Source organism: Komagataeibacter intermedius TF2 (genome assembly GCF_000964425.1).
GTDB lineage: Bacteria > Pseudomonadota > Alphaproteobacteria > Acetobacterales > Acetobacteraceae > Komagataeibacter > Komagataeibacter intermedius.
Map to the genome: position 1 here is coordinate 117,261 of NZ_BANF01000031.1, position 26,939 is coordinate 144,199.

The window sequence follows — 26,939 nt, forward strand, 5'->3', positions numbered from 1 at the left end:
GAACCACATGACCCGCGCGGGGCCGGACGTGCATGATGGCCATCGCCCGGCATGGCAGGTGGTGGCATGGCGGGCGGTCAGTCACGCCACGCCCGCACCATCGGGCCCTGCGCCCCCGTGACGGGGTCGGAATGGGGAAAGGGCAGGGACGCCAGCCTTGCCCGCTGCACGCCATCGGGGGCGCTGCGCACGATGTCGAAATCCTGTCCCGGCGGATACGCGCCCACCACCGCGAAATCAGGACTGGCAGACAGCTTCATATGTCCCGTTCCGGCGGGGAGCAGGACAATGTCCCCGGCCCGGACATCAACCACCTGCGCATCTGGCCCACCCAGCATCAGCCGGGCCTGACCACCATAGAAGCCCAGGACCTCATGCCCCATCGTGTGATAATGGTGGAAGGAATAGACACCGTTGCGCCATTGCGGCGGCCAGCCATTATGCTGGAATACCGTTTCGAACACGGCTGCCGGGTCGTCGCCGGAAGGGGGCAGGGCGTTGCGATAGACAATGACCGGCAGATTCGGGTTGTTGGGAACCCAGTCATTGGCCCGCAGGATAAAGCTTTCGGTCCGTGCCGGTGTCGCCCTGGCGGCCCGCACGCGGCCTGCGCCAAGTGAAAGGCCCAGCCCGGCAAGGATGGAATTGAACGAACGTCGTTCCATCATGTTCCTCCCCCAGGTATCAATATCCCACCATCAGCAGACGGGATGGATGACGGATATGACCCGCAGGCGCACTATAGCTGGTCCATGCCGCCGTTCCATTGCATTACGTTCAAAATACCGTCGTGCCGCCCACTTAATGGGAGTAGGGTGGCATGCAGCTTGAGGCAGGTCAGAAAGGATTCAGATGATCATACTTTACGGCATGCCGTTATCGGGGCATGTGCATCGCGTCCGGCTGCTGCTGTCCATGCTGGGCCTTGACTACCGCTTCGAGATCGTGAGCGCATCCGCGCCCGAACTGCTGGCCCTGAATCCGCTGGGGCAGGTTCCGGTCCTGCGTGATGGAGATCTGGTGCTGTCGGACAGTAACGCCATTCTTGTGTATCTGGCGAAAGCCTATGGTGCAGGCACGCACTGGCTGCCGGATGATGCAGTCGGCGCGGCACATGTGCAGCGGTGGCTGTCAATCGCGGCGGGTGAACTGCGACAGGGACCGGCAGCGGCCCGCATGGTGGCGTTGTTCGGCAAGGCGGGCGAACCGGCGGATGCACACGCACGGGCGGCGGGACTGCTTGCCTTCATGGATAACTGGCTGGACGGCCGTGCGTATCTGGCCGCAGTCTGCCCGACGCTGGCTGACCTTGCCTGTTACGGTTACACCGCCCATGCGCCGGAAGGGAGTATTTCCCTTGAACCCTACCCACATGTCAGGGCATGGCTGGAACGGGTCGAGGCGCTGCCGGGCTTTGTGCCCCTGCCGTGGCGGGACTGATACGTTACGGACTGTATCGCGCGACCATCCCGCAGCCTGCTGGCCGGAGCAGGATGGTCAGACGAAGGCCCCGATCCGGGCGCAGTCGATTTTTATCCGCTGGGAAGACAGCCGCTGGATCAGGCCCATGTCCTCCAGTTCCTTCAGGGTACGGCTGGTGGTTTCAATGGCAAAGCCCAGATAGTCGGCAATATCCTTACGGTCCATGGCCAGTGTCAGGATATTGGTCTGCCGGTCAAAAAAATCCTTCTGCCGGCTGCATTCAAGCAGGAACCCCGCCAGCCGTTTGATGACAAGCGGACAGGTCGCCAGCAGCAGATGGCGCTCCGCCGTTTTGGCATAGTCCAGCGCCTGCTGTAAAAACAGCGCCTGGATGCGGGGATAGACCTCCACCAGTCCTTTCAGCGCGGAACATGAAATCTGGAACAGGTAGGTGTCCACCAGCGTGATGGCGGATGTGTGGTACATCCCGTCTTCCAGCGTGCCAAACATGTCATCCGCCCACAGAAAGGCGAAAATCTGGTTGCGTCCGTCTTTCATGTGGTGTTCCAGCCGCACGGCGCCGGAACGGATACGATAGATATGATTTCCTGGTTCACCCTGTGTATAGACACGGCGCTTTGCTGGCCGGTGTATTCGGGTCGAGATCGCATTCAGCGCCTCGCGTTCCTCACCGGTCAGTTTGAAACTACTGAACATTATGACAATCTGTTTCTATATCGCAATCATTCATGACGCAGCGGCCATAAGGGGTCACGCTCACCACGCTGTTGAACCGGACCATGTCCGTTGAACCATGCGGGAAATGAACCGGTTGGCGTCAATTATATATACGATACTGTTTCGTATCGCAATATGTATATAAACGTCCATGTCGGGAACGCGCCGCCTGAACAGGTGGGGCGCAAAGGGCATGAAATCCGTAAAGAACCGGGCGGTTTCCTGCGTTGGCCTCCATGCGGAATGCCGCTTTCGTGCAGGCGGTCATCATGAATGGATGGGATCAAGCAGGCGGAAAGACAGCCGCCCAACCTGCCCCGACAGCTGCGCGCCACGGGTCTGTGCATGCAGGTTGATATCAACGCCACGGGCATTTTCCATAACAACACCCGCCGCGCCATGGTGGATTGTGGCCGTGCCCCCTGCGGTCCAGTAGGTGCCATTGAAATCCTGCACCCGCCCCAGATTGCGCACGCAGCCCCGCCCCGACAGGGCTATGCCACCAATGTTCAGCGCACCGCCCCCGCGCACGCGGAAGCGATAGTGATGCGTGCCGTCATGTAATGTGCCCTGTCCCCACAGGTAACCGATCCCTGCGCCAATCTGGTGGGCGGACATGTCAATCCATGCGTCCGTGTCTGCACAGCCTGTCTGTGCATGGCCCGTGCCATGACTGGCAAGAAAGCCTGCAAGGGCCAGAAGGCCCAGATGCCTGAAGCGGATCATGGTATGTCCAGTATGAAAATGGATATGACATATTCGTTTCATTTAAATGAACGAACCCGTTTCGTTTAATTTAGAAAAAAAGCTCCGTCAATTCCAAAACCGGTGCCCGACCGGACCGGGATCAAACTCCGTTCCGGACAGGCGCTGGAAAGGTATGTTCCAAAAAAATGAAGATGTTTCCGGTATGGCTTTTTCTGGCGCGACAGGATACCCGGCCTTTAAAAAACCTAACTGGCTGAAATATATGGTTTCTATTGACGGATATTCTGAAGCATCCGTTCAGCCATGGAACGCGACCCGCACCAGCACCATGCCCGCGCCCACCAGACCACATAGCGACAGCATGACGGTCAGGGCCAGCGGTCGCCCGGCCCGCATGACGGCGCGTATATCGACACTCAGCCCCAGCGCCGCCATTGCCTGGATGGTCAGCACGGTTGTCACATGGCCAAGCGGTTCCACAATGCCCGGCGGCATAAGGTTCAGGGAACGCACGACCATCATGCCCATGAAACCCGTAATATACCATGGCACCAGACGGGCAGGGGCGCGCATCCCGGCCCCGTGCCCACCATCAGTCCCGCCACGGCCGGATCGGGCGGTCAGTATGGACAGGACGATGCAGACAGGCCCGAGCATCAGCACCCGTATCAGTTTGACAAGCATGCCGACATGCATGGCCGCAGGGCCGAACGGCATGGTCGCGGCCACCACCTGCGGCACGGCATAAACGGTCAGCCCTGCCAGCGCGCCATGCGCCCACGCCCCCATGTCCAGCAACGGACCAGACAGCGCAAGCCCGATGACCACCACCAGCCCTGCGGCAGCGGTGAACGCAATGGTGGTGCCGACGTCTTCATCGCGGGCATGAATGACGGGAGCTGCCGCCATGATGGCGGAATTGCCGCAGATGGAATTGCCACAGGCCACCAGCAGGGTCCGGCTGGTATCCAGTCCGCATATGCGCCCGATACAGCATGTAAAGGTCAGGCTGAGGACTACCATGCCAATGACGGCGGCCAGCACCCACGGCCCGACGGACAGGACCGCATCAAGGCTGAACGACGCCCCCAGCAGGACAATGGCAATATTCAGCAGCGTGCGTGAACACAACCGGATGCCCGGCGTCCATGCCGGGCCGGGAGTGTGCATGGCGCGGCAGGCGATACCAGCCAGCAGGGCAAGATTCAGGCTTTCCAGCCATGCTTTTCCCAGCACACGCATTTCCATGCGTTCCAGCAGGCAGGCGAAGCCCGTTATCGCAAGGCACAGCCCGATACCTGGCACCTGCCGTATCCAGTGGGGGCGGGTCCGCTGCATCTGGCGAGACGGGACGTGAAGCAGTGTTGTCACGATACTCTTCCTTTCGCCCGACAGGGTAGGAGGAGCGCATTACATCATTCCAACTCATAGTTTTTCTTATTCCAATCGAAAATCATGATTGGTTGTGCTATGCGCGATGCATGACACTGGAACAGCTCCGCCTTTTTATCGCTGTCGCGGAACGTGAACACGTTACGGCCGCCAGCCGGGCCCTGAACGTGACCCAGTCCGCCGTATCAGCGGCCATCGCCACGTTGGAAGAACGACATGGCGTGAAGCTGTTCCATCGTATCGGGCGTGGCATCCGGCTGACGGAGGCCGGTCGGCTGTTCCTGCCGGAAGCGCGGGCGGTCCTGGCCCGTGCCGCCGTGGCGGAAAACGTGCTGGAGGAATTCAGCGGGCTGAAGCGCGGTACGCTGCGTGTCGTCGCCAGCCAGACCATCGCGGCGTACTGGCTGCCCGTCACACTGGTGGCCTTTCGGCGCGCATATCCGCATGTTGCGATCGAACTGGCGATCACCAACACGGAAGAAGCGGCAACACGCGTTCGTGATGGGGATGTGGATCTGGGTATTGTCGAGGCGATTGTGGATGATCCGGCCCTGGCGCAATGGCCGGTCGGGACGGATCGCCTGACCATCATACAGGCCGATCCCTGCCTGCCCGCCATGGTGGATACGCACTGGCTGCGCGCCGCCAGCTGGGTCATGCGCGAACCCGGATCGGGCACCCGCGCCACGCTGGAAGACAGCCTGCGCCAGCTGGGGATTGACCCGGCAGACCTGAATGTCAGCCTTGTCCTGCCATCCAACGAAGGGGTGCGGACCGCGATCGAAGCCGGGGCGGGTATCGGCGCGCTGTCATCGCTGGTGGTCGCGCCCGCGTTGCAGGCTGGCACGCTGCATGCCGTGCCACAGGCATTGGGCACCCGGTCGTTTTATGGATTGCGGCACAAGGAACGCTATCGCAGTCCGGCGGCGGAAGCCCTGCTGGGCCTTGTCGCCCGCCGGGGGACCTGACCCGCCGCCCTGCTCATGCGGGAAATACCCCACCCGGTCAGGCAGGGCATCCAGCCAGCTTACGCGACGCGCAGCGTGACCTTGTGCAGGTCCTTTTCTGCCCTGGCGTCGGGGTGGCCGACATGGAAGGCTTCGCCCGGCAGCAGGCGGATGTCGCTGATGTTGGACAGCGGCAGCACGCTCCATTCGCCCGTGGGGGGCACGCGCTTTTCATGGGCGTCCTCGCCACGGTAGATCATGACCTGCGACGTGCCGTCGCGCTCACCCAGCGCATGGGGGGAGCCAATGTAGTTCTTGCCATCGAAGGTAAAGCCGACAACGACCTTTTTCTGGATGGCGTCACGAAGCGTGTTTTCAACTGACATGCATATGTTCCATTCTGGTTGAACCCGGTGCGGGCTGCCGCATGTTATAACGGACCCGGCAGGTTATACCCTGTCTGGCGCTATACAGAAGTGCGGGAGGGTATTTATTGCCGCAATACTGCATTGCATTCCGATGTTTCTCGTCAAAACTGACATAGGTCTGCGCTGATTTTGTTTCGATAAAGTAAAGGGCAGCCCTGTATGGAACAGGCCGCATGGCAGGTTTGACCTGTGTCACGGTCGGGGGCGGGTATCGGTTCCAGAATTCGCGGCACAGGGCGGGCATGTCGCCGGACAGGCCGCCCCGGTTACGTAATTCAGGAGAATGACCATGATTGCTCGACCGACATTTGTTGCAACCCCGGTCCGTGCGACTGCGGCGCGGGTGGCAGATCCGTTTGCCGTACTGCAGCGTCAGGTGGGCAGGCTGATTGATGATTATCGTGCGCCCGACACGTTCGGGTCGGGCCGTATCGGGGCCACCGATATTACCGAGGACGCGACAGGATACCATATTTATATTGAAGTACCCGGCTGTTCCGAAAAGGACATCACGCTTAATGCCAGTAACGGCGTGCTGGGCATTTCAGGGGAGAAAAAAAGCCCCGTGGCGGAAACCGGCCACAAGACGCATGTCTCTACCCGCAGCTTTGGTGCGTTTTCCGAGCATTTCAATCTGCCGGAAGGCGTGGATGAGGATAAAATCACCGCCCGTATCAAGGACGGGGTGCTGAAGGTTACACTACCGCGCCGCGAACCGGCCAGGCCGACCGAACGCAGGATCGATATCCAGCCCGGCTAGGCCCGCCCGTCGCGGGCATCTTCCCACAGCCGCATGCCAGGCGCTCTGGCAGGTCCGGGCATGTGGCTGCGGGATTTCTCCATGCCATCTGCCTGTAACCTGCGGACAGAATGCGCGGACGGCGGGGCAGGGCGATGGTGCGCATGCTGTCTGGTGCGGGAACGGATATTTATGGCCGCCCGGTCCATGCCTTATCCACGCCTGATTGCATGGCCATTATTCCATGGATGCCATATATGGCCCCATGCCCGGCTTTCCGTCCGATTTTCCCATGTGCACCGAATGATATGACCCGAGCCGACATGTCATGGCGCTGAACCGGTCTGTTCGGCACATCCCGGTATGGAAATGGTGCAGCCTGCTACTGTCTGATTGTGGCGGCGTGTGTCCCTAACGGAAATCACCGCGGAATTTCGTGACCGCCGCCTGCGCGCAGGCTTCGTCCTTTTCCCCGCCAGGCGCGCCGGACACGCCAATGCCACCCAGCACGGTCTGGTCCGATGCCCGGCGCAGCGTGACGCCTCCCGGCACGAACAGTACCTCCGGAATGGTATTGAGCGCGCCATTGGCCGGCCCCGTGACCTTGGCGGCGATCAGTTCGCTGGTGGTGTTCATGTTGAAGGCAAGGCCATAGGAATAGGCCGTATAGGCCTTGCGGTAGGACACTGACAGGGATTGCAGCGGAACATTGTCCCCCTTGATGACAGCCTGCTGGTGGCCGGTCGTGTCCACGACGGTGGCGGTCACGGAATATCCCTGTTTGGCGCAGGCTGCCACGGCCTCCATCGCCAGATGCGCGGCCGTGGTCCAGTCCAGCTTGGGCATCAGGACCACATGGCCCTGTGCGCAGGCCGGGGAACTCAGGAACAGCCCACCTGTGATAATGACATGCTGCATGACCCTGTTCATATCCATTACGTGCGTCATTCCCTGCTGCGGACAGGTCCCATGATGCAGACCGGGGGGAAAGCCACGCAATCGGAAAAGCGGTCGGTCACACGATGGTGTTGGGGCAGCCGGGATCGGGCCGTCGACCCTGTCAGATGAGTTGCACTATCGGCCATCCACGTTACGATGGAACCGGAACGACCGTGTGCCGTCAGGGCAGGCCGCCCGGTCGTGGCGCGAACGGGGCCGGGTGCGGAACCTGTCATCATGCCGTTCCTGCCGGACCGGAGGGTGCTGCGGTCATGGGACGGCCGGGGCGCGGAACTGTCCCGTGCGGGTGGTGGAAACGTTGGGGCAGGGGGAGCGGCCCGGGTCATGTCGTGCAGGATGGATGGTCAGGAAACGATGAAGGTATCGGAAAAGAAGCAGGCGGCGACCGGACAGGTTCCTCCGGCCACGTATGAAGAACTGATCCGTGTCATCCATGACCGATATGCCCGGCTGAGCAATTCCTACCAGAAGATTGCCCTGTACATGACGCAGAACCCGAATGACGTGGCCGTTGATTCGGTCCATGTCGCCGCCGGGAAATGCGGTGTGCATGCGTCGGGCTGCGTCCGGTTTGCGCAGTCTTTCGGGTATCAGGGCTACAAGGACCTGCAGGCCATATTCCGCCACCGCCTGTCCACGGCCGCCCTTGGGTTCAGCGCACGCGTCAGGGCGCTGGAGGAGGAACTTGATACGCGGGAGGACCGGAGCGAAATGGGATTCATGCGCGAACTGATCGTGCGCGATATCTCATCACTGGAGGAACTGCTGGCCAATGTGACCGCGCAGCAGATCGCCCGGGCGGTTGATCTTATGGAACAGGCCGATACGATTTATCTGATCGGTCAGCTACGTTCAGCGCCCGTGGTCGAACTGCTGCGCTATATGCTGACCATGCTTGGAAAACGCGCGGTGCTGCTGGATGCAGCGGGCGGCCTTGCCACCCATATGGCCCGGACGATGCTGCCGACGGACATGCTGTTTGCGGTTTCATTCCGCTTTTATGCCAGTGAGGTCGTCAATATCGTGGAGGAAGCCGTGACCCGGAACATTCCGGTGGTGACGATCAGCGACAGTACCCTGTCCCCGCTTGCGCGCAATGCGGATGTGCTGTTTTCCGTGCCGGAGCATGAATATACGTTTTCGCGCTCGCTGGCCGCCCCCATGTGTCTGACACAGGGGCTGGTCGTGGCGCTGGCAACACGGTTGCAAAATGAATCCCGCAAGCCCCGGATTCCGGTCGCAACGCAGAAGTGACGGCCGCTTGGAAATAATTCCCTGACCGGGCTGTAAGTTTCCGGGCGTCGCCTTTGTTCAAAAAGGCAACGTTTCCTGAACGTCTTTGGGAAAAAATATGCCATCACAGATGCCCCGATGGCCTGCGGGATATGTCATGCGCTGGTATTTCCGGCAGGCCAGCGCATTGGCCCGTCCGGGGTGGGCATGCTGCGGGCGGTCGCCCCCCAGACGGACTGATCGAAATTCACGATCGCGCCGGTCATGAGACCGGCATCATCCGAGACAAGAAAGTTCACCGCACGGGCGGCTTCCTCGGGTGCGACAAGTCGTCCGAACGGAAGCTTTGCGGCCGCCTTTTCCATCCAGTCGGGGTCGTTCGTCTCGCCCATCTGGATTTCGTGTTCCTTGTCCGACGCCATCCAGCCGATATTAAGCTGGTTGACGCGGATCCGGTTGCCCATGACGGAAAAGGCCGTATTGGCGGTCAGTGTGGCCAGCGCACCCTTTGATGCGCAGTACGCACTGATGAACGGCTGCCCCGACAGGGCGGAAATGGAGCCGATATTACAGATCGCTCCTTCAGTCCCGTCCCGGATCATGTGCCTGATCGCCGCCTGCATCAGGAAATATGGCCCGCGCACGTTGGTTGCGAACATGCGGTCAAACAGGTCGGGGTCCGTATCCAGTATGGTGCCCCGCTGCGTCAGCGCCCCGGCGTTCACCAGCACATGCACACGGCCAAAGTGGTCATGTGTCCGGGCGATTGCCGCCTGGCAGTCCGCGACCGATTCAAGATCTGCACGGATGAAGAGCACGGGCACGCCGCAACTGTCCGAAATCTCGCGCGCGACTGCCGTGCCGCGCGCCTCGCTACGCCCCGTAATGGCAATGCCTGCAGCACCCGCCGCTGCAAGGCGGCGTGCAATGGCCGCCCCAAGCCCCTGCGTGGCCCCCGTGACCACGCATACCCTGTTATCCATCCGGTTCATGACGCCACCCTGTATTCCGCCTGCGCCATAAGCTGCATCAGCGCGGCATGCCCCTTGCGCGCCATGTCCAGCGGCGGGTTGAGGGCGGGGTCCTGCTCGGCCTCCACCACAAACCAGCCTTCATAGCCATAGGATGCAAGGCGTTTGATAATGGGCAGGAAATCGATCGACCCGTCCCCCGGCACGGTAAAGGCCCCCTTTACGACCGCGTCCAGGAAGCTTTCGCTGTTGCGGTCAAGGCTGTCGATGACAGCGTCGCGCACATCCTTGGTGTGCACGTGGCTTATGCGGGCATGGTGTCGGTCAATGACCCGCAGCAGGTTGCCACCCGCGAAATACATGTGCCCGGTATCAAACAGAAGGTGCAGCGCCGGGCCCGAATGTTTCATCAGCAGGTCAAGCTCGGCCTCGGTCTCGATCGGGGCGGCCATATGGTGGTGATAGGCAAGGGGCATGCCTTCATCGGCGCACCATTCGGCAAAGGCCGTCATCCTGCGGCCATAGATCCGTATGTCTTCTTCCGACAGGCGCGGCTTGGTCGCAAGCGGCGCGGACCGGATTCCCTGGATCGACCGCGCGGTTTCGCCATAGACAATACATGGCGCGCGGGCGGCGATGAAAAAATCCATCTGGGCGCGGATGCGGTCCTTCTCCGCTTCCATGTCCCCATCCAGCAGCAGGCCCGAAAACCATCCCCCGCAGACCGAAATGCCGTAGCGTTTCAGGATCGGTCCCAGTTCGTGCATGTCCATGGGAAAGCGGCGTCCGGTTTCCATGCCGGTAAAGCCTGCCTCGCTGGCCTGGCGCAGGCATTCCTCCAGGCTGACATCATCTGACAGTTCCGCAAGGTCGTCATTCCACCATGCAATCGGTGCGATACCCAGTTTTGCCTTCATGGCCATTACACTCCCACACGCTGTTTCGCGCGGATTTCTTCCTGTTGTTTTCTTGCCGTCTGCACCGATGCGCGGGTCGAGACCTCCGGCACCCCCACATCCCAGTCCGCATCGCCCGGCGTCCAGGCATGGGCGTCCGTGGTGATGGCAAGGATGGTGGTCCGGTCCGTGGTCTTCGCCCATTCAAGGGCCGTGGCCAGTTCGGCCATGCTGTCGCATCTGCGGCCCAGCGCGCCCATGGATTCGGCATGTTTGACAAAATCGACATGCAGGGGCCGGTCGGGATGCTGCACGTGACAGTCAACCAGCAGGTTGTTGAAACCCGGCACGCCCTTGGCCTGCTGCAGGCGGTTGATGACCGCGAAGCCGCCATTGTCACAGACCACGACAATCATCTTGTGGCCCGTCAGCACGGTGGAATAGATGTCGGAGTTCATCATCATGTACGTGCCGTCACCAATCATGACGATGGGCGTGCCGCCTGTCCCGCCCGGTCCCTCGCTGGCCATGGCGTGGCCCCAGCCCGCCGCGATTTCGTACCCCATGCATGAAAAGCCGAATTCAAGATCAAAGGTATTGGGGGCCTTGACCCGCCAGCCCTTGCACACTTCGCCCGGCAGGCCGCCCGCGGCGGTAATGATGGTGTCGCATTCCCCCGCTGCGTCATTGACCGCATGCACGACCTGCGCATAGGTCGGAACGGGGCATTCGTGGGGGCCTGCAGTTTTGTCAGCAGGTCGTCCCATTCGCCAAACAGGAGCCGGGCGCGCTGCATCTGTCGCGGGTCCGCTGTCCAGTCCCCCAGCAGCGTGTCGAATTCAGTTATGGTTTCCAGCGCGTCGCCCACAACCGCCAGCGCACGATGCTTGACCGCGTCAAACCGGGCGGTGTTGATGGAAATGAACCGCGCCGTCTGGCTGAACAGGGTCCATGACCCGGTGGTGAAATCCTGCAGCCGCGTGCCGATCGCCACGATCACATCCGCATCCCCCGCCAGCGCATTGGCCGAGGTGGAGCCGATAATGCCGATCGGCCCGGCATGCGCTTCATGGTAATGCGTCACGCTGCCCTTGCCCGCGATCGTTTCCACAATCGGGATGCCGCGTTTTAGCGCAAATGCGGCGACGGCTTCCTCCGCCTGTGAATACCGCACCCCGCCGCCTGCGATCAGCAGCGGCTTTCTGGCCGTTTTCAGCAGGTCCACCGCCTGCGCCAGCCTGCGGCGGTCCGGCCGGGGGCGGGGAATGGCCCATAGTTTTTCTTCAAAGAAGGTGACGGGATAATCAAAGGCGATTTCCTGCACATCCTGCGGCAGGGATACAAAGGCCGGCCCGCAGTCGCCCGGATCAAGCATTGTTGCCGTGGCCTGCGGCAGGGATGACAGGATCTGTGCCGGGTGCATGATCCGGTCCCAGTAGCGGGTCACGGCGCGGAACGCATCATTGACCGTTATTGTGGGATTACTGAAATGTTCGACCTGCTGCAGGACCGGGTCGGGCAGGCGCGTGGCGAAGGTATCGCCTGCCAGCAGCAGCAGCGGCAGGCGATTCGCATGCGCGGTGCCGGCGGCGGTCACCATATTCAGCGCGCCCGGCCCGATGGAGGACGTGGCAACCATGATCTGCCGCCGCCGCCGGGCCTTGGCGAAACCCGTTGCGGCCAGCGCCATGGACTGTTCATTCTGCCCGCGCCATGTGGGCAGCCTGTCCTGCACGGCTTCGAGCGCTTCGGACAGGCAACTGACGTTGCCATGGCCAAAAATGCCGAAGACTCCGGGGAAAAGCGGAACGCGCTGACCTTCGATTTCCGTAAACTGATTGACCAGCCATTGCACGATGGCCTGTGCAGTCGTGAGGCGGATTGTCGCCTGTGTCATTTTTGTTTCCTCCCTTGACGGGTTGTTGTCACCATATCCAAATGCAATAGACGTTGACAACACAATAAATACGCAACATTAATTGCAAATACAGAAAAGGAAGAAAGGAGCCTGCTGACCCGGCCCGATGATCGGGGACGCCGTCATGTGGACGCAGGGGGACAGATGGCATGCCGGTGGTGAACGCCGTAACGCTTGCACGGTTCATGACACCATGACGCCACGACCATGAATGTTTACCCATGTTCAGGTGCCCCGGCGCCAGCAGTGGCGCGGTGGATGGCCGAACCGTCATCGAATGCGTGGAAAGGACGGTCCTGCTGCCTGGCACTGCCGATGGATATGTGCCGGACAACAGGGCAAGGACGGACTGGTGGGCAGTTTTACCTGCGGGACGGGATGCACGCCGTTCCCGTCTGCCGTCACCAGACGGGGCGATCAGGTCAATCGCCATATGTCGTGTCACAAGAATAATGGGGACCCAATAATGTACACGAATTTCGGGTTGTTTATTGATGGCGCGTGGCGTCAGGCATCGGAAGGAAAAACCGAGCCGGTTATAAGTCCCGTATCGGAAAGCCCGCTGGGCGATGTGCCCAGCGCGGGGGCCGTGGATACGCAGGCGGCCATTGACGCGGCGCATGCGGCGCTGGCGCGGTGGTCGACCACGCCCGCCCATGACCGCGCCGAAGCCCTGCATGCGATTGCCAATGAAATGATCCGCCGCACGGAGGAAGCCGCACGGATGATTTCCAGCGAGACAGGCAAGCCGCTGGCGCAGGCGCGTCGTGAATGGGGGCTGAGTATTGACCAGTTCCGGTGGTATGCGGAAGAAGCACGCCGTATTTACGGGCGCATTATCGAAAGCCGTGTCCCGTCTGGCCGTTTCGAGGTCAGTCATGAACCGGTTGGCGTTGTCGCGGCATTTACGGCGTGGAACTTTCCGGCATCCCTGCTGGCGCGCAAGCTGGCGCCCGCGCTGGCGGCGGGCTGTCCGGTCATTGCCCGCCCGTCTTCCCAGACACCGGGCACCGCGATGGTCATGATTGCGTGCTGCCGGGCGGGCAACCTGCCGCCGGGCACTGTCAATCTGGTCGTCGGCTCGACGGAGGCGACCTACGGGCCGATCATGGCATCCAGGACCGTGCGCAAGGTTTCGCTAACCGGGTCTACGCGCGTCGGGCAGCAGATGATCCGTGACGCGGCGGATACAATGAAAAAGGTGTCGATGGAACTGGGCGGGAATGCCCCGCTGATCGTCTATGATGATGCGGATCTGGATATGGCCCTGAATACGGCGGCGCAGGCCAAATTCGCCAATACGGGCCAGGTGTGCGTGGCGCCTGACCGTTTCTTTATCCATGACCGCCTGCATGACGCGTTTGTGGAAGGGTTCGTGACCCGCGCGAAGGCGATCAGGCTGGGAAACGGGCTGGATGATGGCGTGGGCATGGGCCCGCTGATCAACGCGCACCGTCTGGCGGAAATGGAGGCCATTGTTGCCGATGCCGTGGCCGGTGGCGCGAAAGTGACGACAGGCGGCCAGCGGCCACCGGGGTTCAACAGCGGCTATTTCTATGAACCGACGGTCCTGACCGATGTCACGGATGATATGCGCGTGATGGCAGACGAAAATTTCGGGCCGATTGCCGCCATTACCCGTTTTTCAAGTGATGATGAAGTCCTGACCCGCGCCAATGCATCCGACATGGGGCTTGCGGCCTATGCCTTCACCCGGTCGCCCGCGCGTGCGCGCCGCACTGTGGCCGAACTGCAGGCGGGCATGGTCGGGATCAATTCCACGGCCCTGGCCGCGGCGGAAGCACCCTTTGGTGGCACCCGTTTTTCCGGCATGGGCCGCGAAGGGGGCAGCGAGGGCATTCTTGATTATCTGGATGTAAAACTGGCACAGGTGGTATTCTGACATGATCCCCAATCGCCTCAAGCAGCTCTGGGCCGAAGGGAAATCCACGCTCAATGGCTGGTGTTCCATCGGCAACCCCTTCACGGCTGAAATCATGGCGGCCCAGGGGTATGATTCCGTCACGATAGATGTGCAGCATGGCGCGCTGGATTATTCCAGTGCGCTGCCCATGATGCAGGCCATGCGCGCCTCGGGCGTCGTGCCCATGGCGCGGGTTCCGTGGCTGGAGCCCGGCATCATCATGAAAATGCTCGACGCCGGTGCATATGGCGTCATCTGCCCCATGGTGAATACGGCGGCACAGGCGGCCGAATTCGTAAGTTATGTCCGCTATCCCCCCTATGGGCAGCGCAGTTTTGGCCCGACGCGCGTTTCATTCGCGGCGGGCAGCAATTACGCCAGCCAGGCCAATGACGAACTCCTTGCCTTTGCCATGATCGAGACGCAGCAGGGCATGGACAATCTGGCTGAAATTGCCGCGACCCCGGGGCTTGATGGCATTTATGTCGGTCCTGCCGACCTGACGTTCAGCCTTGCGGGCGGACGCCTTCCCCCCGGTTTCGACCGGGAGGAAGCGGAGATGATCGACAGGCTGCACGAGATCATCGCTGCCTGTCAGGATAGTGGCATTCGCGCCGCCCTTCACTGCGGCACGCCGGAATATGCCGCGCGCGCCATTGGCTGGGGGTTCAACATGACCACCGTGTCGGGGGATTCCCGCCTGCTGGCCGCAGCGGCGGGCGCAAGTGTCGCGCAGTTCCGCAGGCTTGTCAGCCGCGACAGTGTGACCGTGGTGCAGGGAGGGGCGTACTGATGCCCCACGTACTGGTCGCGGGGCGCCTGCATTATGCGGGTCTTGCGCTGCTCGACCATGCCCCCGGCGTGACCTATGACTATGTCGAGGAAATATCGGAAGACAGCTACGCCCCCCTTGTGGCCCGTGCCGATGCCCTGATCCTGCGCACCCAGCCGCTTTCGGCCGTAACGGTGGGCAGGGCATCGCGGCTCAGGGTCGTGTCCCGGCACGGCGTTGGCTATGACGGCATCGACCTGCCTGCGCTGGACCGGCGCGGCATTACCCTGTGTGTGGTGGGGAACGTCAATGCGGTCTCCGTCGCCGAACACGCAATGACCCTCATACTCGCCTGCGCCAAACATCTGCTTCAGGCGGACCGGGCCGTGCGCCAGGGCCAGTGGGAGTGGCGCAACAGGCTCATGGCGGGCGAGGTGGGGGGCAGGCGGCTTCTGATACTGGGGTATGGCCGCACCGGGCGGCATCTTGCCACCATGGCTGCGGGCTTTGGCATGAAAATCCGCGCCTATGATCCCTACCTGTCCACCGGGGGAAAATGGCCCGCAGGCCCGGTGGGCGAGGTCGCGGACCTGCATGACGGGCTGGAATGGGCCGATATCATCTCGGTCAACGTACCAAAGGGCGACCAGCCGTTGATTGGCGCGGCCGAACTGCGCCGCGTCAGGCCGGGGGGTATCATCGTCAATACCGCACGTGGCGGCGTGGTGGATGAGGCCGCGCTGGCCACGGCCATCGTGAACGGGCATGTCGCGGCGGCAGGGGTGGATGTATTCGACCCCGAACCGCCATCCGTCCACAATCCCTTGATTGGCCTGGATCGTGTCATCCTGACGCCCCACATCGCCGGGCTGACCGCACAGGCGGCGGAGCGCATGGCGGTTGGCTGCGTGCGGAATGTTCTGGATTTCTTTGCTGGCACACTTGATCCCACCCTTATCGTGAACAGGGAATTCGTCAAATGACCAAACGTAAGCTGCGTATTGGCCTGATTGGCAGCGGTTTCATGGGCCGGACCCATGCTTTCGGCTATTCAACCGCATCAAAGGTGTTCGACCTGCCGTTCCAGCCGGAACTGGCCTGCCTGGCCGATATTTCGGAAGATGCGGCGGCACGGGCAGCCGGGGCGCTGGGGTTTGCACGCTGGACGGATGACTGGCGTGCCCTTGTGGCTGATCCCGACATCGACGTGATCAACATCACCGCGCCCAATGCCCTGCACAAGGAGATGGCGCTTGCAGCCATAGCGGAGGGCAAGCACGTCTATTGTGAAAAACCCCTGGCCCCCCTTGCCGCGGATGCGCGTGAAATGGCCGAAGCGGCAGAGGCGCGGGGCGTGAAGACACAGGTCGGATTCAATTACCTGTGCAACCCCATGTTCGCGCTGGCGCGCGAGATGATCGCGGCGGGCGAACTGGGTGAAATCCGTGGGTACCGCGGCCTGCATGCGGAAGATTACATGGCGGATGCCGCATCTCCCTTCACGTTCCGTCTGGACCCGGTGGGGGGCGGGGCGCTGGCCGATATCGGCAGCCACGCGCTGGCCACCGCCGAATTCCTGATGGGACCGGCGGCGGGTGCGATTACGCAGGTCATGGGTGACTGTGTCACGGTGATCGGGTCACGGCCGGACGGGAAAGGAGGCACCCGCGCAGTGCAGGTGGATGATATCGGCCGCGCCTTCCTGCGTTTCGAGAACGGGGCGACAGGTTCGGTCGAAGGGAACTGGATTGCGACCGGGCGCACCATGCAGCATGATTTCGAGGTCTATGGCACGAAGGGTGCGCTGGCCTTCAGCCAGCAGCGGTTTAATGAGCTGCATTTCTTCTCGACCGCGGATGCGCGGGGCCGCAGGGGATTCCGCCGTATTGAGGCCGGGCCGGACCATGCGCCCTACGGGCTGTTCTGCGTGGCGCCGGGGCACCAGCTTGGGTTCAATGACCTCAAGGCGATAGAAGTCGCACGCTATCTGGAGGCACTGGCTGGCAACCGGCCCGAACCGTTCAGCTTCCGCGCGGGCCTGCGTATCCAGACGCTGGTGGAAGCCATTCATGATTCAAGCCGCGCCGCCGCATGGCGTGACGTGCCGATGGACAGGGTCGCGCGTCGGCACGAACACCGGCAGCATGAACAGGCATGACGGCCCCATATCTTGCCATTTTATGGAGGGAGCACCATGACCCAGCCAACCCATGACCGGAAGATCCGCTACGCCGTGATCGGATGTGGGCAGATTTCCCGGCAATCCTTTATTCCCGGTCTCGAACGGGCTGCCAATTCTACCCTGGCGGCCCTTGTGACGGGCGACATGCACAAGGCGCAGGACCTCGGAACCCGCTATGGCGTGCGGGTCTGGCATTATGATGACCTGCCGGAGCTTCTGGCATCGGGGGAGATCGACGCCGTGTATCTGGCAACGCCAAATGCACTGCACCGGCGCTATGCCGTGCCCGTGCTGGAGGCGGGGCTGCACCTGCTGCTGGAAAAACCCATGGCCACAAGCGTGGAAGACTGCGAGGCGATCCTGCAGGCGCGGCGCAGGGGTGGCGGCAGGCTGATGATTGCCTACCGGCTGCATTGCGAGCCGGGAACAGTGGAACTGGTTTCACGCTGCCGCAATGGGGACTTCGGCTCTCTTGTCGGGTTCAGTTCGGTCTTCGGGCAGGACGTGCCGCAGTCAAACCATCGCGCCCATGGCGGGTACTGGTCCGGTCCCGTGCCGGATCTGGGCAATTACCCGATCAATGCGGTGCGCCACATGTTCGGGGCCGAACCCGTGGAGGTCACGGCCACAGGCACGCGCACGCCGGGCCGGACCTTCAATTTTGATGATACGGTGTCGGTCGTGCTGCGCTTTGCGGATGGGCGGATCGCGGATTTTATGGTCAGCTATGCCTGTGCGCCGGTTGAGGGACTGACCCTGTTCGGCAGCCGGGGCAGTGTCAGGGCCATGCCATGCTATACCTTCGGCCCATCCGTCGCCATTACTTACACCACGCTGATTGACGGCAGGGAAGACAGGCGCAGCCATGGCCCGGTCGAACAGTTCGGGGGGGAAGCCTTCTATTTTTCGGAATGCATCCTCAATAACCGCGATCCCGAACCAGATGGCGAGGACGGGCTGCGTGATGTCCGTGTGCTGGTCGCGGTGGAAGCGGCCCTGCGCACCGGGAAACCGCAGTCCCTGCCGCCGCTTGCCCCGCGCGAGGGGATACGTGAAGACCAGGTCGTCATCCTGCCGCCCGTGGCCGAACCGCATGAAAGCGACCTGACCGGCGTGATGCCACAGGCCGTGTCATGACCCGCGACCGCGCGGCTTCATCCATGCAAGGACGGACATCATGACAGTCACGACCTGTCCCCGACCCCTGAACCATATCGGGATCAGCGTGCCCGATATTGACCGCGCCATTGCGTGGTACGGCGAGGTTCTGGGCTACCGGCTGTTCAGCGGCCCGTTCGATCTGGTCGCCAGCCCACCCGCACTGGCGCAGTTTCAGGATGCGTTGGGGGAGCGGTGCCAGCATGTGCGCATCGCGCATCTTTCAACGGGTGGGGGCGTGGGAATTGAACTGTTCCAGCCTGTCCTGCCAGCGACCCTGCCCGCGACCACGGATATCCGCTTCGATCAGCCCGGTCCCTTTCACATATGCGTCACGGACCCGGATATAGAAGGGCTGATCGACAGGATTGTTGCGACAGGGGGCACCCAGACGTCCCGCATATGGGACGATCGCCCCCCATCGGGCATATACCGGATGGTGTACTGTCGCGACCCGTTTGGCACTGTTATCGAAATCCATACGCATTCCTGTGAAATCGTTCAGGGATGGCGGGAGGGAAAACAGACGGGCCAGTAGAACTGTCCTGCTATGGGCACGATGCATTCATGACGTTCATGCATCTGCTTTTGAAAGCATCAGTCCATACGTTCCAGTATATGTTTCCCGTAAACACATAATGACCGGAGAACCATGAATGTACACGGGCGTTGAACGCATTATTCAATGCCTGCCCGGTCCGGTTTTATTTCATTTTCAGTTTCCTGTCCCTGCGCGTTCATGGCGCGGGATATGAAGCCGCCGTATCCGGTCCCGATGCATGTCGTGGCCGCCGTGTCTTTCGGGACCGGCTGCACACATGGCGCCGGGCGTGGAAACGGGTCGGTACCGCAGGGACAGGACCGCGGGCATGGTGGCCGGGGCAGGCTGCCGTCGCGCCATGCACTTTACGGCTGGATTCATTTAAAGGCGCGGACTGTCGTCCCGCGTCCCTCTGCTGAAACAGACAACAAGAACAAAATGACTGTTGGAGTAGTAAATGATGAAAGAATCCATAAAAAACGCCATGTTTGTCCGATCGGACCGGCATGACGTGGGCTACGTGCTGCGAATATGTGCGATTGCGGCATTGGGTGGCATCCTGTTCGGGTATGATACGGCGGTCATTTCGGGCGCTGTCGGGTCGCTGCAGTCCTATTTCCACCTTTCACCGGCGGAAATCGGCTGGGCGGTCTCCAACGTGCTGCTGGGCTGTATCCTTGGGGCCGGGGTTTCGGGCTGGCTGGCGGACCGCTTTGGCCGCCGTCCCACCCTGGCCGTGTCCGCCGCACTGTTTACCGGATCGGCGATCGGGGCGGCGCTGGCGACGGGTTTTACATCCTTCGTGGTCTATCGCTTCATCGGCGGGATCGCGGTAGGTGTGGCGTCTTCGATTTCGCCTATGTACATGTCCGAAGTATCGCCAAAGGACATGCGCGGACGGGCTCTGTACATGGAATCCTTCGCCATTGTGGGAGGGCAGTTGACGGTCTTTATCGTCAACTACCTGATTGCCCGCAGCGCCAGCGAAGCGTGGCTGACGAACGTGGGCTGGCGGTGGATGCTGGGGTCGGAAGTCATACCGTGCATCGTATTCTGCATCGCGATTTTCTTCATGCCTGAATCCCCGCGCTGGCACGTGCTGCGTGGGCGCGATGCCGATGCGATGCGGACCCTGACCCGCATTTCCAATGAACGTCATGCCCGATCGGTCCTGACGGAAATCAAGGAATCGCTTGAACACAAGATCGAGACATCCGATCTGGGCCGGGCGGTCGCCTCAAAGGGGGCACGGTGGATCATCTTCGTGGGGGCCATGGTCGCCATGCTGCAGCAGCTGACGGGCGTGAACAGCATGATGTACTACGCGCCGCTGGTGCTGGGGTCGGTCAGTGGCAGCGTGCAGAACGCCCTGTTCCAGACCATATGGATCGGGGTGGCATCCGTATCGGGCGCAGTGCTGGGCAGTTGGGTGATTGACCACAAGGGGCGGCTGCCGCTGTTCCGGTTCGGTTCGATCGGCATGATTATCGGCCTGCTGGCCACATCCTGGGCGCTTTATACACAGACGCATGGGTATTCCGCCCTGGTGGGCATGCTGGTTTACATGCTGCTGTTCGGCCTGTCGTGGGGGCCGCTGACATGGGTGCTGATCGCAGAGATCTTCCCCAACCGGATCCGTGGCGTAGGCATGAGCATTGCGGTGTCGGCCAACTGGGTGATGAACTTCATCGTCAGCCAGCTTTTCCCGATGATGGCGCAGAATCACAGGCTGGACGCGCTTTTTCATGGTGCGCTGCCGATGTGGCTTTTCGCGCTCTTTACACTGTTTTCGTGGTGGTTCGTTGAACGGTATGTGCCGGAAACGAAAGGCATCGCGCTGGAAAAGATCGAAAGCGTCATGCTGACCCCAAAGCGCCGACGCGCGGCGGCCGGCACGCCAACGGTCCCGACAGATGGCCTGACGGATATGGTCGGGCGGAAATGACCCTGTCGGGGAAAGGGGGCGCGCGGCGGGTCCCGCCGTACGCCCGTTTGCGGGGACAGGGCGCGCAGGAAAGAAAACCGCGCCTGTTTCCTTTTGTTCACAGGGAGAAAACTGATGCCGCTTTTACATTTCCACATGCTTGAAGGGCGCACGGATGAAGAAATCCGCACCCTTCTCGACGCGGCGCACGAAGCCATGCTCGAAGCATTCGCCGTGCCGCGTCGCGACCGTTATCAGCTTGTATCGGAATACAGGCCATCGTGCATGATTGTCGAGGATACGGGGCTGGATATCCCCCGGACGGACAGGGTCCTGGTCGTGCAGATGTTCAGCCGCCCCCGTGGGGCGGACAAGACAGCCGAGTTCTACCGCCTGCTGACTGAACGGCTGGAACGCGAATGCGGGATCGCGCCGTCCGACGTCATGGTGTCGGTTGTCGAGAATGAAGACGCCCACTGGTCTTTCGGGAACGGGCGGGCGCAGTTTCTGACTGGCGAACTTGGCGGGGGCAGACCCGTTCACTGACGCGCACGCTGCAAATACCGTGGGGGTGTCATTATGCCCCCACGGAACAGCGCCATGAACGTTTTTTACAGAAGACGGCATCCGCGGAACGGGTGCCATGTATTATCAGGCTGTGTTTGAAAACAGTTTCCAGTCTGCCATGCGCATGGATTGCTGATGCCCATCGACTGTATCCAGCAATGCGCACTGCCTGCCTTCGGCATATATGAAACTGTATTTACCGTATCCGTTCCATGACGCACTGACGCGTGCGATCCCCTGCGCCGGGTCTGACGCCTTACAGGGGATGCCGCGTGAATTCCCCGATATGCAGGTAAAGGCAGGCCCGCGCCCGGCAGCCTGTTACGGTGCCGGGCGCATGGCAGGCCCGGCGTTACCCGATTTCACCTGTCGTCACGATGCGGCCTTCCTTAAGCGATTTCAGGGCCGCTTCGGCAAGGAGCAGCGCCTGTCGTCCGTCATGATAGCTGACGGTAACCGGGCTGCCGTTTTCAACAGCATCGACAAAGGCGTCGATTTCCGCATTAAATGCCTCACGGTAGCGTTCTATGAAAAAGTTCAGCAGCGGGGCGGCATGTTCGGTAAACGTGCTGCCCGACAGCACCATGTGGTGCGGACGACGGTTTTCCGAAACCGCCATACCCTGACTGCCAAAGGCCTCGACCCGCTGGTCATAGCCATATGTCGCCTCACGCGAGTTGATGAGGATCGCCTGTCTGCCCGTATCCGTTGTCATCACCACCGTAATGGTGTCCTCATCCCCCAGCGCGTCCATAAGCGCAGGGGCCACCAGTCGCGATCCGACGGCGAATACCCGGGTCGGCTCCTCGCCCAGGATATAGCGGGCCATGTCAAAATCATGGATCGTCATGTCCCGCAGGATCCCGCCGGATTTTTCCAGATAGGCTTCCGGCGGCAGGCCCGGGTCGCGCGATGTGATGACAAGCTGGTGCAGGTCCCCGATCGTCCCGTCATGAACCGCTTCGAACACCGCCCGGTGTCCGGGGTCGAACCGCCGCACGAACCCGATCTGGACCGGCAGGGTCGTGTGGGCAATGGCCGCGGCGCAGCTGTCCACCCGTGCAAGGCTGAGGTCGATCGGTTTTTCGCACAGCACGGGCTTGCCTGCCGCGATTGCCTGTTCCAGCAGGTCGGCATGGGTATCGGTCGCGGTTGCGATCAGTACCGCGTCCACATCGGGGGCGGCAAAGACTTCGGCCGCGGATGGCATGACGGGGGCACCTGTTGCCCTGGATACGGCCTGCGCCGCAGCAACGTTGATGTCATATACCGCCGCGACGCGCGCGCGTGGATGGGCGGCAATATTGGCGGCATGCATGGCGCCGATACGCCCACATCCCAGAATGCCGATTCCAAGCATGATAAGGTCTCCCTGACCTGTATTGGTGTATGATGCAGTCATTTTCGGCGTCGGCTGTCCTTCAGCATGGATCAGTTACAGCCGACGGGTATTTTCCCCTTTCCTGCCCGGCGTGGGGCAGGAAAGGGGACAGGGATCAGCGCCAGACGGGCTGTTCCGCCCCGATGGTCTTGCGCGCCCTGGCGACATCGGCCGGCTGGACCGCCGGGGCGGCGTTGCCCATGCTGTTGCGGATATAGGTCAGGATGGCCGCGATCTGGTCATCATGCAGTTTCCAGCCAAAGGCCGGCATTGCCGCGCCGGTGGGGTTCGCGGCCGTCATGGGGCCGTTGGTACCACGCAGCACGATGTTCAGCAGGCTGTCCGGATCGGGCGCGTTGACCGCCGGATTGTCCTGCAATGTCGGGATCATGTTGCGGATTCCCGCGCCGCTGCTGACATGGCAGGCGCTGCACTGTACGATGAATTCCCGTGCGCCTGTCACCATCTGCGCGTTGGTGGCGGGCAGTGGCGCGGGTGCGGCCACAGTCCGGGGCGGCAGGGATTTGAAATACGCCGCGATGGCCTGCAGGTCCGCATCGCTGAGGTGTTGTGTGGAGTTCTCGATCGTTTCCGTCATGGGGCCGGACGCGGCGGTAAAGCGGTTTGTGCCGCTGCGCAGGTATGTGACAAGGTCATCCGCGCTCCATCTGCCCAGTCCCGTATGGGGGTTGTTGCTCAGGTCCGGGGCATACCATCCCTGCAGGGATGTGCCCTGGTAGGTGCCACGAGTATCGCCGCCAAGGAAATTCTTGGTGGTATGGCACGTGCCGCAATGCTCCAGCCCTTCAGCCAGATATGCCCCCCGGTTGACCTGTGCGCTTTTTGACGGATCGGGCGCAAAGGGGGTACGGTCAAGGAACAGCAGGTTCCACGCGATCATGAGGGCGCGGATATTATAGGGAAATGGCAGCTTGTTGGTGACCACCGCGTTGCGGACAGGCGGGATGGTACGGATGTATTCCCACAGGTCCGCAAGGTCGGTATCCGTGATTTTGGCATAGGCAGGATAGGGCATGGCGGGATAGAGGTACCCCTTCGGGCTTTTGCCATGCCTGACCGCGCCGTCGAACTGCTGCAGCGTCCATGACCCGATCCCCGTTTCCCTGTCCGAGGTAATGTTGCTTGTCGTGATGACGCCAAAGGGCGTTTTCAGGTCCAGCCCCCCCGCGAACGGCTTCCCGCCCGGCGTGGTATGGCACGCAAGGCAGTCGCCCGCGATTGCAAGGTACCGCCCGCGTTCAATCCGCGCGCCCCGGTCATCCTGTGCCTTTGCGCCATGGGCCAGAAACGCCACGGCGGAAAAGACCATGCCGCCACGCATGCATGTGCGTAGCGCAGTGCGAAACAGGTTTTTTGCCATGATCATAGCCTTACCAGCGGGCCGGGGTTCCTGAGGTACTGCTCTATGATCGCTTTCGCGGTCCATAGGGTCGTCGCCCCCACGACGACCGTCGGGTTATATCCGGCATTGTTGGGGAAGGAAGACGCGCCAATGACAAACAGGTTGGGAATGTCCCAGTTCTGCTGATAGCGGTTCTGCACGCTGGTCCGTGGATCCTCGCCCATGGCCACGCCGCCCTGCACATGCGATGAATCCCATGGTGTATAACCGGAATAGGGACGATCGGCGAAGGAATCCCCACCGACTTCGGTAGCGCCCATTTCCCGCGCGATTTCAACGCATCTGTCACGGATGAACCGGCCGGAACGCCGGTCGTTCTCGTTATAATCGAAGGTGATGCGCAGCAGGGGCCGACCGTAACGGTCCCTGTATGTCGGATCAAGGTCAAGGAACTGCTCGCGATGCGCGAAGCTTGTGCCCTGTCCCTGTATCTGGGCGTAATTCTGGTATCCACGCTGGAATGCCTGTTTCCAGCCCTTGCCCCATTGCGGGCTTCCTTTTGGCAGCAGTCCGGCCATGCCGATCGGCAGGCCCTGGTTGCTGAGCGACTGGATACCCGCCCCCCCGATAAAGCCCAGGCCCGTATGGTCGAAATTGTCGCCATTGAAATCATCGATCTGCGTGGCCAGCGCACCAGTATTCATGAAGGGGTTCATGTATTCGTTTTCAAAGAACATGAACGCCCATGACAGGGTCTGGAACGTAAACGCCCGGCCAACCACGCCCTGTCCCGATGCGACATCATAAGGCGTGCTGATGCCCGACAGCAGCAGCAGGCGTGTATTGTCCAGCGTAAAGGTCGCGGTTATGACAATATCGGCAGGCTGTTCGCCAGTATTGCCGTCGGAGTCAATGAACGTCACGCCAGTGGCCATTTTCTTGTCCGGCGTGGTGTTGATGCGCAGGACCTCGCATTCGGTGACCAGCGTGAAATTCGTGCGCTGCATCAGCACCGGCAGGATACAGATGTTCGGACTGGATTTGGACCAGTTGCCGCACCCGTACAGCTGGCAGTACCCGCAATAGGTGCATGGGGCCAGGTTAAGGCCCAGCGCATTGGTATAGGGCGCGCCGATCATGGCCGATGGCACGGGGAAGGGATTGTATCCCAGCCGGGTCGCGGCTTCGGCAAACAGCACGTTGGCGCGCGAGCGTTCCAGCGCGGGCGTGGGAAACGGGCTGCTGCGCGATCCCTCGTACGGGTTGCCGCCGGGCTGGCGCTGTCCGTTAACGACGCCCGCCGTGCCGGATGTGCCCGCGATTTTCTCGAACCGGTCATAAAAGGGTTCAAGGTCGTCATAGGTCACGCCCCAGTCCTGCAGGATCAGCCCGTCCACCAGCTGTCCTGCGCCATAGCGCTGCATGACATGGGTATGCGGCTGATGGTCGAATGGCAGCCACCGCCAGCTTGCGCCCGCCCAGTGCGTGCCCGCGCCGCCAACATTGTTGCCCAGTGTCAGGTTATGGTATTTGCGCAGGGGCAGGGCGGTCTGCCCGACCCTGTTGCGTACGGTATAGGTTTCCGTTACCGGTGCCTGGAGGATCTCCTTGCGTACGGATCCGCTGAGTTCATCAGGGTCACGTGTGGTTGGGAAGCTGGTGGAGGTCTCGCGCCATGCGCCCCGTTCGATCGCGACGACATTCAGCCCCGCGCGGGTCAGTTCCTCCGCCATTGTGGAACCGGACCAGCCCAGCCCGATAATGACCACGTCGGCCTTTGGCCTTTTGTAATTCATTCAGCTGCACCTTGTTTTTATTATCATTGTGCGCAGGACAACCCGATCGTACCGCCCTGCCGGGTGCGCCGCAATCAGGCGCGGGCCAGCAGGCTGACGGGATGGACATCAATCTTCTTGCCCCGTTTTGATACGATCCAGTCCCGATAGTCATAAATCGCGCCGGGAAACCCGACCAGTTTCCAGCCCACCATGTCGCGGTTGCCGCCATACATGGGATCGGCCAGATAGCCTTCACGGACATTTTGCAACATCAGTACAAAAAACTGGTCGGATTTCAGGGTGTCGAAAGAAATGGTGCCGCGTTCGACACCCTGCAGGAAAGTAATCTTCTGTTCTTCGGACAGATCAAGAAACGATTTGTTGAATTCCGCATGTGCTGCATGTTCCAGTTCAGCCAGTCCCCTGCGGTACATTTCCGCAGGCGTCATGATGCCCTGCGGCCCCTGCTGGGGCAGTCCTTCAACAACGGGACCAAGCCTGTAATCCTTTGCCGCCGATCCGTAGGGGCCGGCCAGCTGGTGGTCCAGAAAGGTCACACATCCTGCTTCTGTCGCGCCCATTCCCAGTTCATCCGCAGGGATCAGGACATCGAACACGGCACCCGCCAGACGTGCTTCCTGCGGTGTCAGATAGACAAGGCGCGTAGGGTCAACCACAGACAGCGGTGGGGGCGGGGCGGCCTTCCACATGCCCGTGCCACCAACATATGTGCGCGAATAGGCCGGTTTATAGATGGAGGCCAGCGTGGTGGTCGCCATCAGCACCAGCCCACCCTTTAAGACATCACGCCGCTTCATGACTTTCTCCTGATGTACACCGGGTGAGGGATGTCGTGCCGGACGGGTGCTTTTCTTCGGGGGCGGCTCTTGCGTTCCCCGGAAAAAAGACCCGTCTGTATCCGATCCGTGCCACGGCATCACGTCACCCCTGCGGCATTGCCGCAGGTACATGTTTTTCTGGTTTGTGAATGATCGGG

Annotated in this window: 25 protein-coding genes and 1 pseudogene; 12 read left to right on the top strand and 14 right to left on the bottom strand. The window is 61.4% G+C overall.

The genetic code is table 11. The annotated features are described in order from the left end of the window. Positions 1–77: 77 nt before the first annotated feature. Positions 78–665, bottom strand: a complete 588-nt coding sequence (locus B7449_RS05855; protein ID WP_039735854.1) for a cupin — start codon at positions 663–665, stop codon at positions 78–80. A gap of 187 nt (positions 666–852) precedes the next feature. On the opposite strand from B7449_RS05855, the gene B7449_RS05860 reads away from it, so the two are divergent. After that, positions 853–1,440, top strand: coding sequence for a glutathione S-transferase family protein (locus B7449_RS05860; protein ID WP_039735779.1), 588 nt, complete (start codon positions 853–855; stop codon positions 1,438–1,440). 57 nt (positions 1,441–1,497) lie between these two features. Here the strand turns inward: B7449_RS05860 and B7449_RS05865 are convergent, their stop codons facing one another. From B7449_RS05865 to B7449_RS05880, 3 genes are all read right to left on the bottom strand, one after another. Continuing rightward, positions 1,498–2,139, bottom strand: a complete 642-nt coding sequence (locus B7449_RS05865; RefSeq protein ID WP_039735780.1) for a Crp/Fnr family transcriptional regulator — start codon at positions 2,137–2,139, stop codon at positions 1,498–1,500. 288 nt (positions 2,140–2,427) lie between these two features. After that, positions 2,428–2,886, bottom strand: coding sequence for a hypothetical protein (locus tag B7449_RS05875; protein ID WP_048883472.1), 459 nt, complete (start codon positions 2,884–2,886; stop codon positions 2,428–2,430). A 279-nt stretch (positions 2,887–3,165) separates the two neighbouring features. Next, complete coding sequence (locus tag B7449_RS05880; RefSeq protein ID WP_235721185.1) at positions 3,166–4,206, bottom strand: YeiH family protein; 1,041 nt, start codon at positions 4,204–4,206, stop codon at positions 3,166–3,168. Between the two features lie 143 nt (positions 4,207–4,349). On the opposite strand from B7449_RS05880, the gene B7449_RS05885 reads away from it, so the two are divergent. Then, complete coding sequence (locus B7449_RS05885) at positions 4,350–5,228, top strand: LysR family transcriptional regulator (protein WP_039735785.1); 879 nt, start codon at positions 4,350–4,352, stop codon at positions 5,226–5,228. 59 nt (positions 5,229–5,287) lie between these two features. On the opposite strand, the gene B7449_RS05890 is transcribed toward B7449_RS05885, so the two are convergent. Then, positions 5,288–5,593, bottom strand: a complete 306-nt coding sequence (locus B7449_RS05890; protein WP_039735786.1) for a hypothetical protein — start codon at positions 5,591–5,593, stop codon at positions 5,288–5,290. Between the two features lie 331 nt (positions 5,594–5,924). Between B7449_RS05890 and B7449_RS05895 the strand changes: the two genes are divergently transcribed. Next, complete coding sequence (locus B7449_RS05895; protein WP_235721171.1) at positions 5,925–6,395, top strand: Hsp20/alpha crystallin family protein; 471 nt, start codon at positions 5,925–5,927, stop codon at positions 6,393–6,395. 390 nt (positions 6,396–6,785) lie between these two features. Here the strand turns inward: B7449_RS05895 and B7449_RS05905 are convergent, their stop codons facing one another. Beyond that, on the bottom strand, positions 6,786–7,304 hold the full coding sequence (locus tag B7449_RS05905) for a GlcG/HbpS family heme-binding protein (protein WP_235721186.1): 519 nt from the start codon (positions 7,302–7,304) through the stop codon (positions 6,786–6,788). A gap of 246 nt (positions 7,305–7,550) precedes the next feature. On the opposite strand from B7449_RS05905, the gene B7449_RS05910 reads away from it, so the two are divergent. Further along, complete coding sequence (locus tag B7449_RS05910; protein ID WP_235721172.1) at positions 7,551–8,588, top strand: MurR/RpiR family transcriptional regulator; 1,038 nt, start codon at positions 7,551–7,553, stop codon at positions 8,586–8,588. A 134-nt stretch (positions 8,589–8,722) separates the two neighbouring features. On the opposite strand, the gene B7449_RS05915 is transcribed toward B7449_RS05910, so the two are convergent. The 4 genes and pseudogenes from B7449_RS05915 to B7449_RS22785 all read right to left on the bottom strand — a co-directional run. Beyond that, positions 8,723–9,559 (bottom strand): SDR family oxidoreductase, encoded by an 837-nt coding sequence (locus B7449_RS05915; protein WP_039735790.1) that lies wholly within the window; start codon positions 9,557–9,559, stop codon positions 8,723–8,725. Beyond that, positions 9,556–10,455: a myo-inosose-2 dehydratase gene (gene iolE, locus B7449_RS05920; protein ID WP_039735857.1), complete on the bottom strand. Its 900-nt coding sequence runs from the start codon at positions 10,453–10,455 to the stop codon at positions 9,556–9,558. Before iolE ends, B7449_RS05915 begins: the two co-directional genes overlap by 4 nt. Before the next feature lie 5 nt (positions 10,456–10,460). Beyond that, positions 10,461–11,201 (bottom strand): thiamine pyrophosphate-dependent enzyme, encoded by a 741-nt coding sequence (locus B7449_RS22780; RefSeq protein WP_244465746.1) that lies wholly within the window; start codon positions 11,199–11,201, stop codon positions 10,461–10,463. Between the two features lie 131 nt (positions 11,202–11,332). Continuing rightward, a pseudogene (locus B7449_RS22785) lies at positions 11,333–12,331 on the bottom strand (thiamine pyrophosphate-binding protein); the annotation flags it as partial. 487 nt (positions 12,332–12,818) lie between these two features. On the opposite strand from B7449_RS22785, the gene B7449_RS05930 reads away from it, so the two are divergent. The 8 genes from B7449_RS05930 to B7449_RS05965 all read left to right on the top strand — a co-directional run bounded on the left by B7449_RS05930 (position 12,819) and on the right by B7449_RS05965 (position 21,399). Then, a complete protein-coding gene (locus tag B7449_RS05930; protein ID WP_039735792.1) occupies positions 12,819–14,255 on the top strand; it encodes an NAD-dependent succinate-semialdehyde dehydrogenase in 1,437 nt (478 codons plus the stop codon). Position 14,256: 1 nt separating this feature from the next. Further along, a complete protein-coding gene (locus tag B7449_RS05935) occupies positions 14,257–15,069 on the top strand; it encodes an HpcH/HpaI aldolase family protein (protein WP_039735793.1) in 813 nt (270 codons plus the stop codon). Next, the gene (locus B7449_RS05940; protein ID WP_039735795.1) at positions 15,069–16,031 is read left to right on the top strand and encodes a hydroxyacid dehydrogenase; all 963 of its coding nucleotides are present in this window, start codon (positions 15,069–15,071) and stop codon (positions 16,029–16,031) included. The genes B7449_RS05935 and B7449_RS05940 overlap by 1 nt, the downstream gene beginning before the upstream one ends. Beyond that, entirely contained in the window at positions 16,028–17,206 is a 1,179-nt protein-coding gene (locus B7449_RS05945) for a Gfo/Idh/MocA family protein (RefSeq protein ID WP_039735796.1), read from the top strand. The genes B7449_RS05940 and B7449_RS05945 overlap by 4 nt, the downstream gene beginning before the upstream one ends. A 36-nt stretch (positions 17,207–17,242) precedes the next feature. Further along, positions 17,243–18,367 carry a Gfo/Idh/MocA family protein gene (locus B7449_RS05950; protein ID WP_039735859.1) on the top strand — a complete coding sequence of 375 codons (1,125 nt, stop codon included), beginning with the start codon at positions 17,243–17,245 and terminating at the stop codon, positions 18,365–18,367. A 40-nt stretch (positions 18,368–18,407) separates the two neighbouring features. After that, the gene (locus tag B7449_RS05955; RefSeq protein ID WP_039735797.1) at positions 18,408–18,926 is read left to right on the top strand and encodes a VOC family protein; all 519 of its coding nucleotides are present in this window, start codon (positions 18,408–18,410) and stop codon (positions 18,924–18,926) included. A gap of 460 nt (positions 18,927–19,386) precedes the next feature. Then, positions 19,387–20,874, top strand: a complete 1,488-nt coding sequence (locus B7449_RS05960; RefSeq protein WP_071406656.1) for a sugar porter family MFS transporter — start codon at positions 19,387–19,389, stop codon at positions 20,872–20,874. Between the two features lie 114 nt (positions 20,875–20,988). Continuing rightward, entirely contained in the window at positions 20,989–21,399 is a 411-nt protein-coding gene (locus B7449_RS05965) for a tautomerase family protein (protein ID WP_039735799.1), read from the top strand. Between the two features lie 373 nt (positions 21,400–21,772). Here B7449_RS05965 and iolG read toward each other — a convergent pair whose 3' ends face one another. From iolG to B7449_RS05985, 4 genes are all read right to left on the bottom strand, one after another. Further along, positions 21,773–22,780: an inositol 2-dehydrogenase gene (gene iolG / locus B7449_RS05970; RefSeq protein ID WP_039735861.1), complete on the bottom strand. Its 1,008-nt coding sequence runs from the start codon at positions 22,778–22,780 to the stop codon at positions 21,773–21,775. Between the two features lie 136 nt (positions 22,781–22,916). Continuing rightward, positions 22,917–24,182, bottom strand: coding sequence for a c-type cytochrome (locus tag B7449_RS05975; RefSeq protein ID WP_235721173.1), 1,266 nt, complete (start codon positions 24,180–24,182; stop codon positions 22,917–22,919). Positions 24,183–24,184: 2 nt separating this feature from the next. Then, positions 24,185–25,960, bottom strand: coding sequence for a GMC family oxidoreductase (locus B7449_RS05980; RefSeq protein ID WP_039735801.1), 1,776 nt, complete (start codon positions 25,958–25,960; stop codon positions 24,185–24,187). 74 nt (positions 25,961–26,034) lie between these two features. Beyond that, a complete protein-coding gene (locus B7449_RS05985) occupies positions 26,035–26,760 on the bottom strand; it encodes a gluconate 2-dehydrogenase subunit 3 family protein (protein WP_039735802.1) in 726 nt (241 codons plus the stop codon). Between the last annotated feature and the right edge of the window lie 179 nt (positions 26,761–26,939).

Coding starts and splice junctions, on each gene's coding strand:
- B7449_RS05860 (WP_039735779.1), top strand. CDS start 853: ATGATCATACTTTACGGCATGCCGTTATCGGGGCATGTGCATCGCGTC.
- B7449_RS05885 (WP_039735785.1), top strand. CDS start 4,350: ATGACACTGGAACAGCTCCGCCTTTTTATCGCTGTCGCGGAACGTGAA.
- B7449_RS05890 (WP_039735786.1), bottom strand. CDS start 5,593: ATGTCAGTTGAAAACACGCTTCGTGACGCCATCCAGAAAAAGGTCGTT.
- B7449_RS05955 (WP_039735797.1), top strand. CDS start 18,408: ATGACAGTCACGACCTGTCCCCGACCCCTGAACCATATCGGGATCAGC.
- B7449_RS05965 (WP_039735799.1), top strand. CDS start 20,989: ATGCCGCTTTTACATTTCCACATGCTTGAAGGGCGCACGGATGAAGAA.
- B7449_RS05950 (WP_039735859.1), top strand. CDS start 17,243: ATGACCCAGCCAACCCATGACCGGAAGATCCGCTACGCCGTGATCGGA.
- B7449_RS05980 (WP_039735801.1), bottom strand. CDS start 25,960: ATGAATTACAAAAGGCCAAAGGCCGACGTGGTCATTATCGGGCTGGGC.
- B7449_RS05905 (WP_235721186.1), bottom strand. CDS start 7,304: ATGAACAGGGTCATGCAGCATGTCATTATCACAGGTGGGCTGTTCCTG.
- B7449_RS05935 (WP_039735793.1), top strand. CDS start 14,257: ATGATCCCCAATCGCCTCAAGCAGCTCTGGGCCGAAGGGAAATCCACG.
- B7449_RS22780 (WP_244465746.1), bottom strand. CDS start 11,201: ATGGGACGACCTGCTGACAAAACTGCAGGCCCCCACGAATGCCCCGTT.
- B7449_RS05945 (WP_039735796.1), top strand. CDS start 16,028: ATGACCAAACGTAAGCTGCGTATTGGCCTGATTGGCAGCGGTTTCATG.
- B7449_RS05875 (WP_048883472.1), bottom strand. CDS start 2,886: ATGATCCGCTTCAGGCATCTGGGCCTTCTGGCCCTTGCAGGCTTTCTT.
- B7449_RS05975 (WP_235721173.1), bottom strand. CDS start 24,182: ATGGCAAAAAACCTGTTTCGCACTGCGCTACGCACATGCATGCGTGGC.
- iolE (WP_039735857.1), bottom strand. CDS start 10,455: ATGAAGGCAAAACTGGGTATCGCACCGATTGCATGGTGGAATGACGAC.
- B7449_RS05915 (WP_039735790.1), bottom strand. CDS start 9,559: ATGAACCGGATGGATAACAGGGTATGCGTGGTCACGGGGGCCACGCAG.
- B7449_RS05855 (WP_039735854.1), bottom strand. CDS start 665: ATGGAACGACGTTCGTTCAATTCCATCCTTGCCGGGCTGGGCCTTTCA.
- B7449_RS05910 (WP_235721172.1), top strand. CDS start 7,551: ATGCCGTTCCTGCCGGACCGGAGGGTGCTGCGGTCATGGGACGGCCGG.
- B7449_RS05985 (WP_039735802.1), bottom strand. CDS start 26,760: ATGAAGCGGCGTGATGTCTTAAAGGGTGGGCTGGTGCTGATGGCGACC.
- B7449_RS05940 (WP_039735795.1), top strand. CDS start 15,069: ATGCCCCACGTACTGGTCGCGGGGCGCCTGCATTATGCGGGTCTTGCG.
- B7449_RS05880 (WP_235721185.1), bottom strand. CDS start 4,206: ATGCAGCGGACCCGCCCCCACTGGATACGGCAGGTGCCAGGTATCGGG.
- B7449_RS05930 (WP_039735792.1), top strand. CDS start 12,819: ATGTACACGAATTTCGGGTTGTTTATTGATGGCGCGTGGCGTCAGGCA.
- B7449_RS05895 (WP_235721171.1), top strand. CDS start 5,925: ATGATTGCTCGACCGACATTTGTTGCAACCCCGGTCCGTGCGACTGCG.
- B7449_RS05960 (WP_071406656.1), top strand. CDS start 19,387: ATGATGAAAGAATCCATAAAAAACGCCATGTTTGTCCGATCGGACCGG.
- iolG (WP_039735861.1), bottom strand. CDS start 22,780: ATGCTTGGAATCGGCATTCTGGGATGTGGGCGTATCGGCGCCATGCAT.
- B7449_RS05865 (WP_039735780.1), bottom strand. CDS start 2,139: ATGTTCAGTAGTTTCAAACTGACCGGTGAGGAACGCGAGGCGCTGAAT.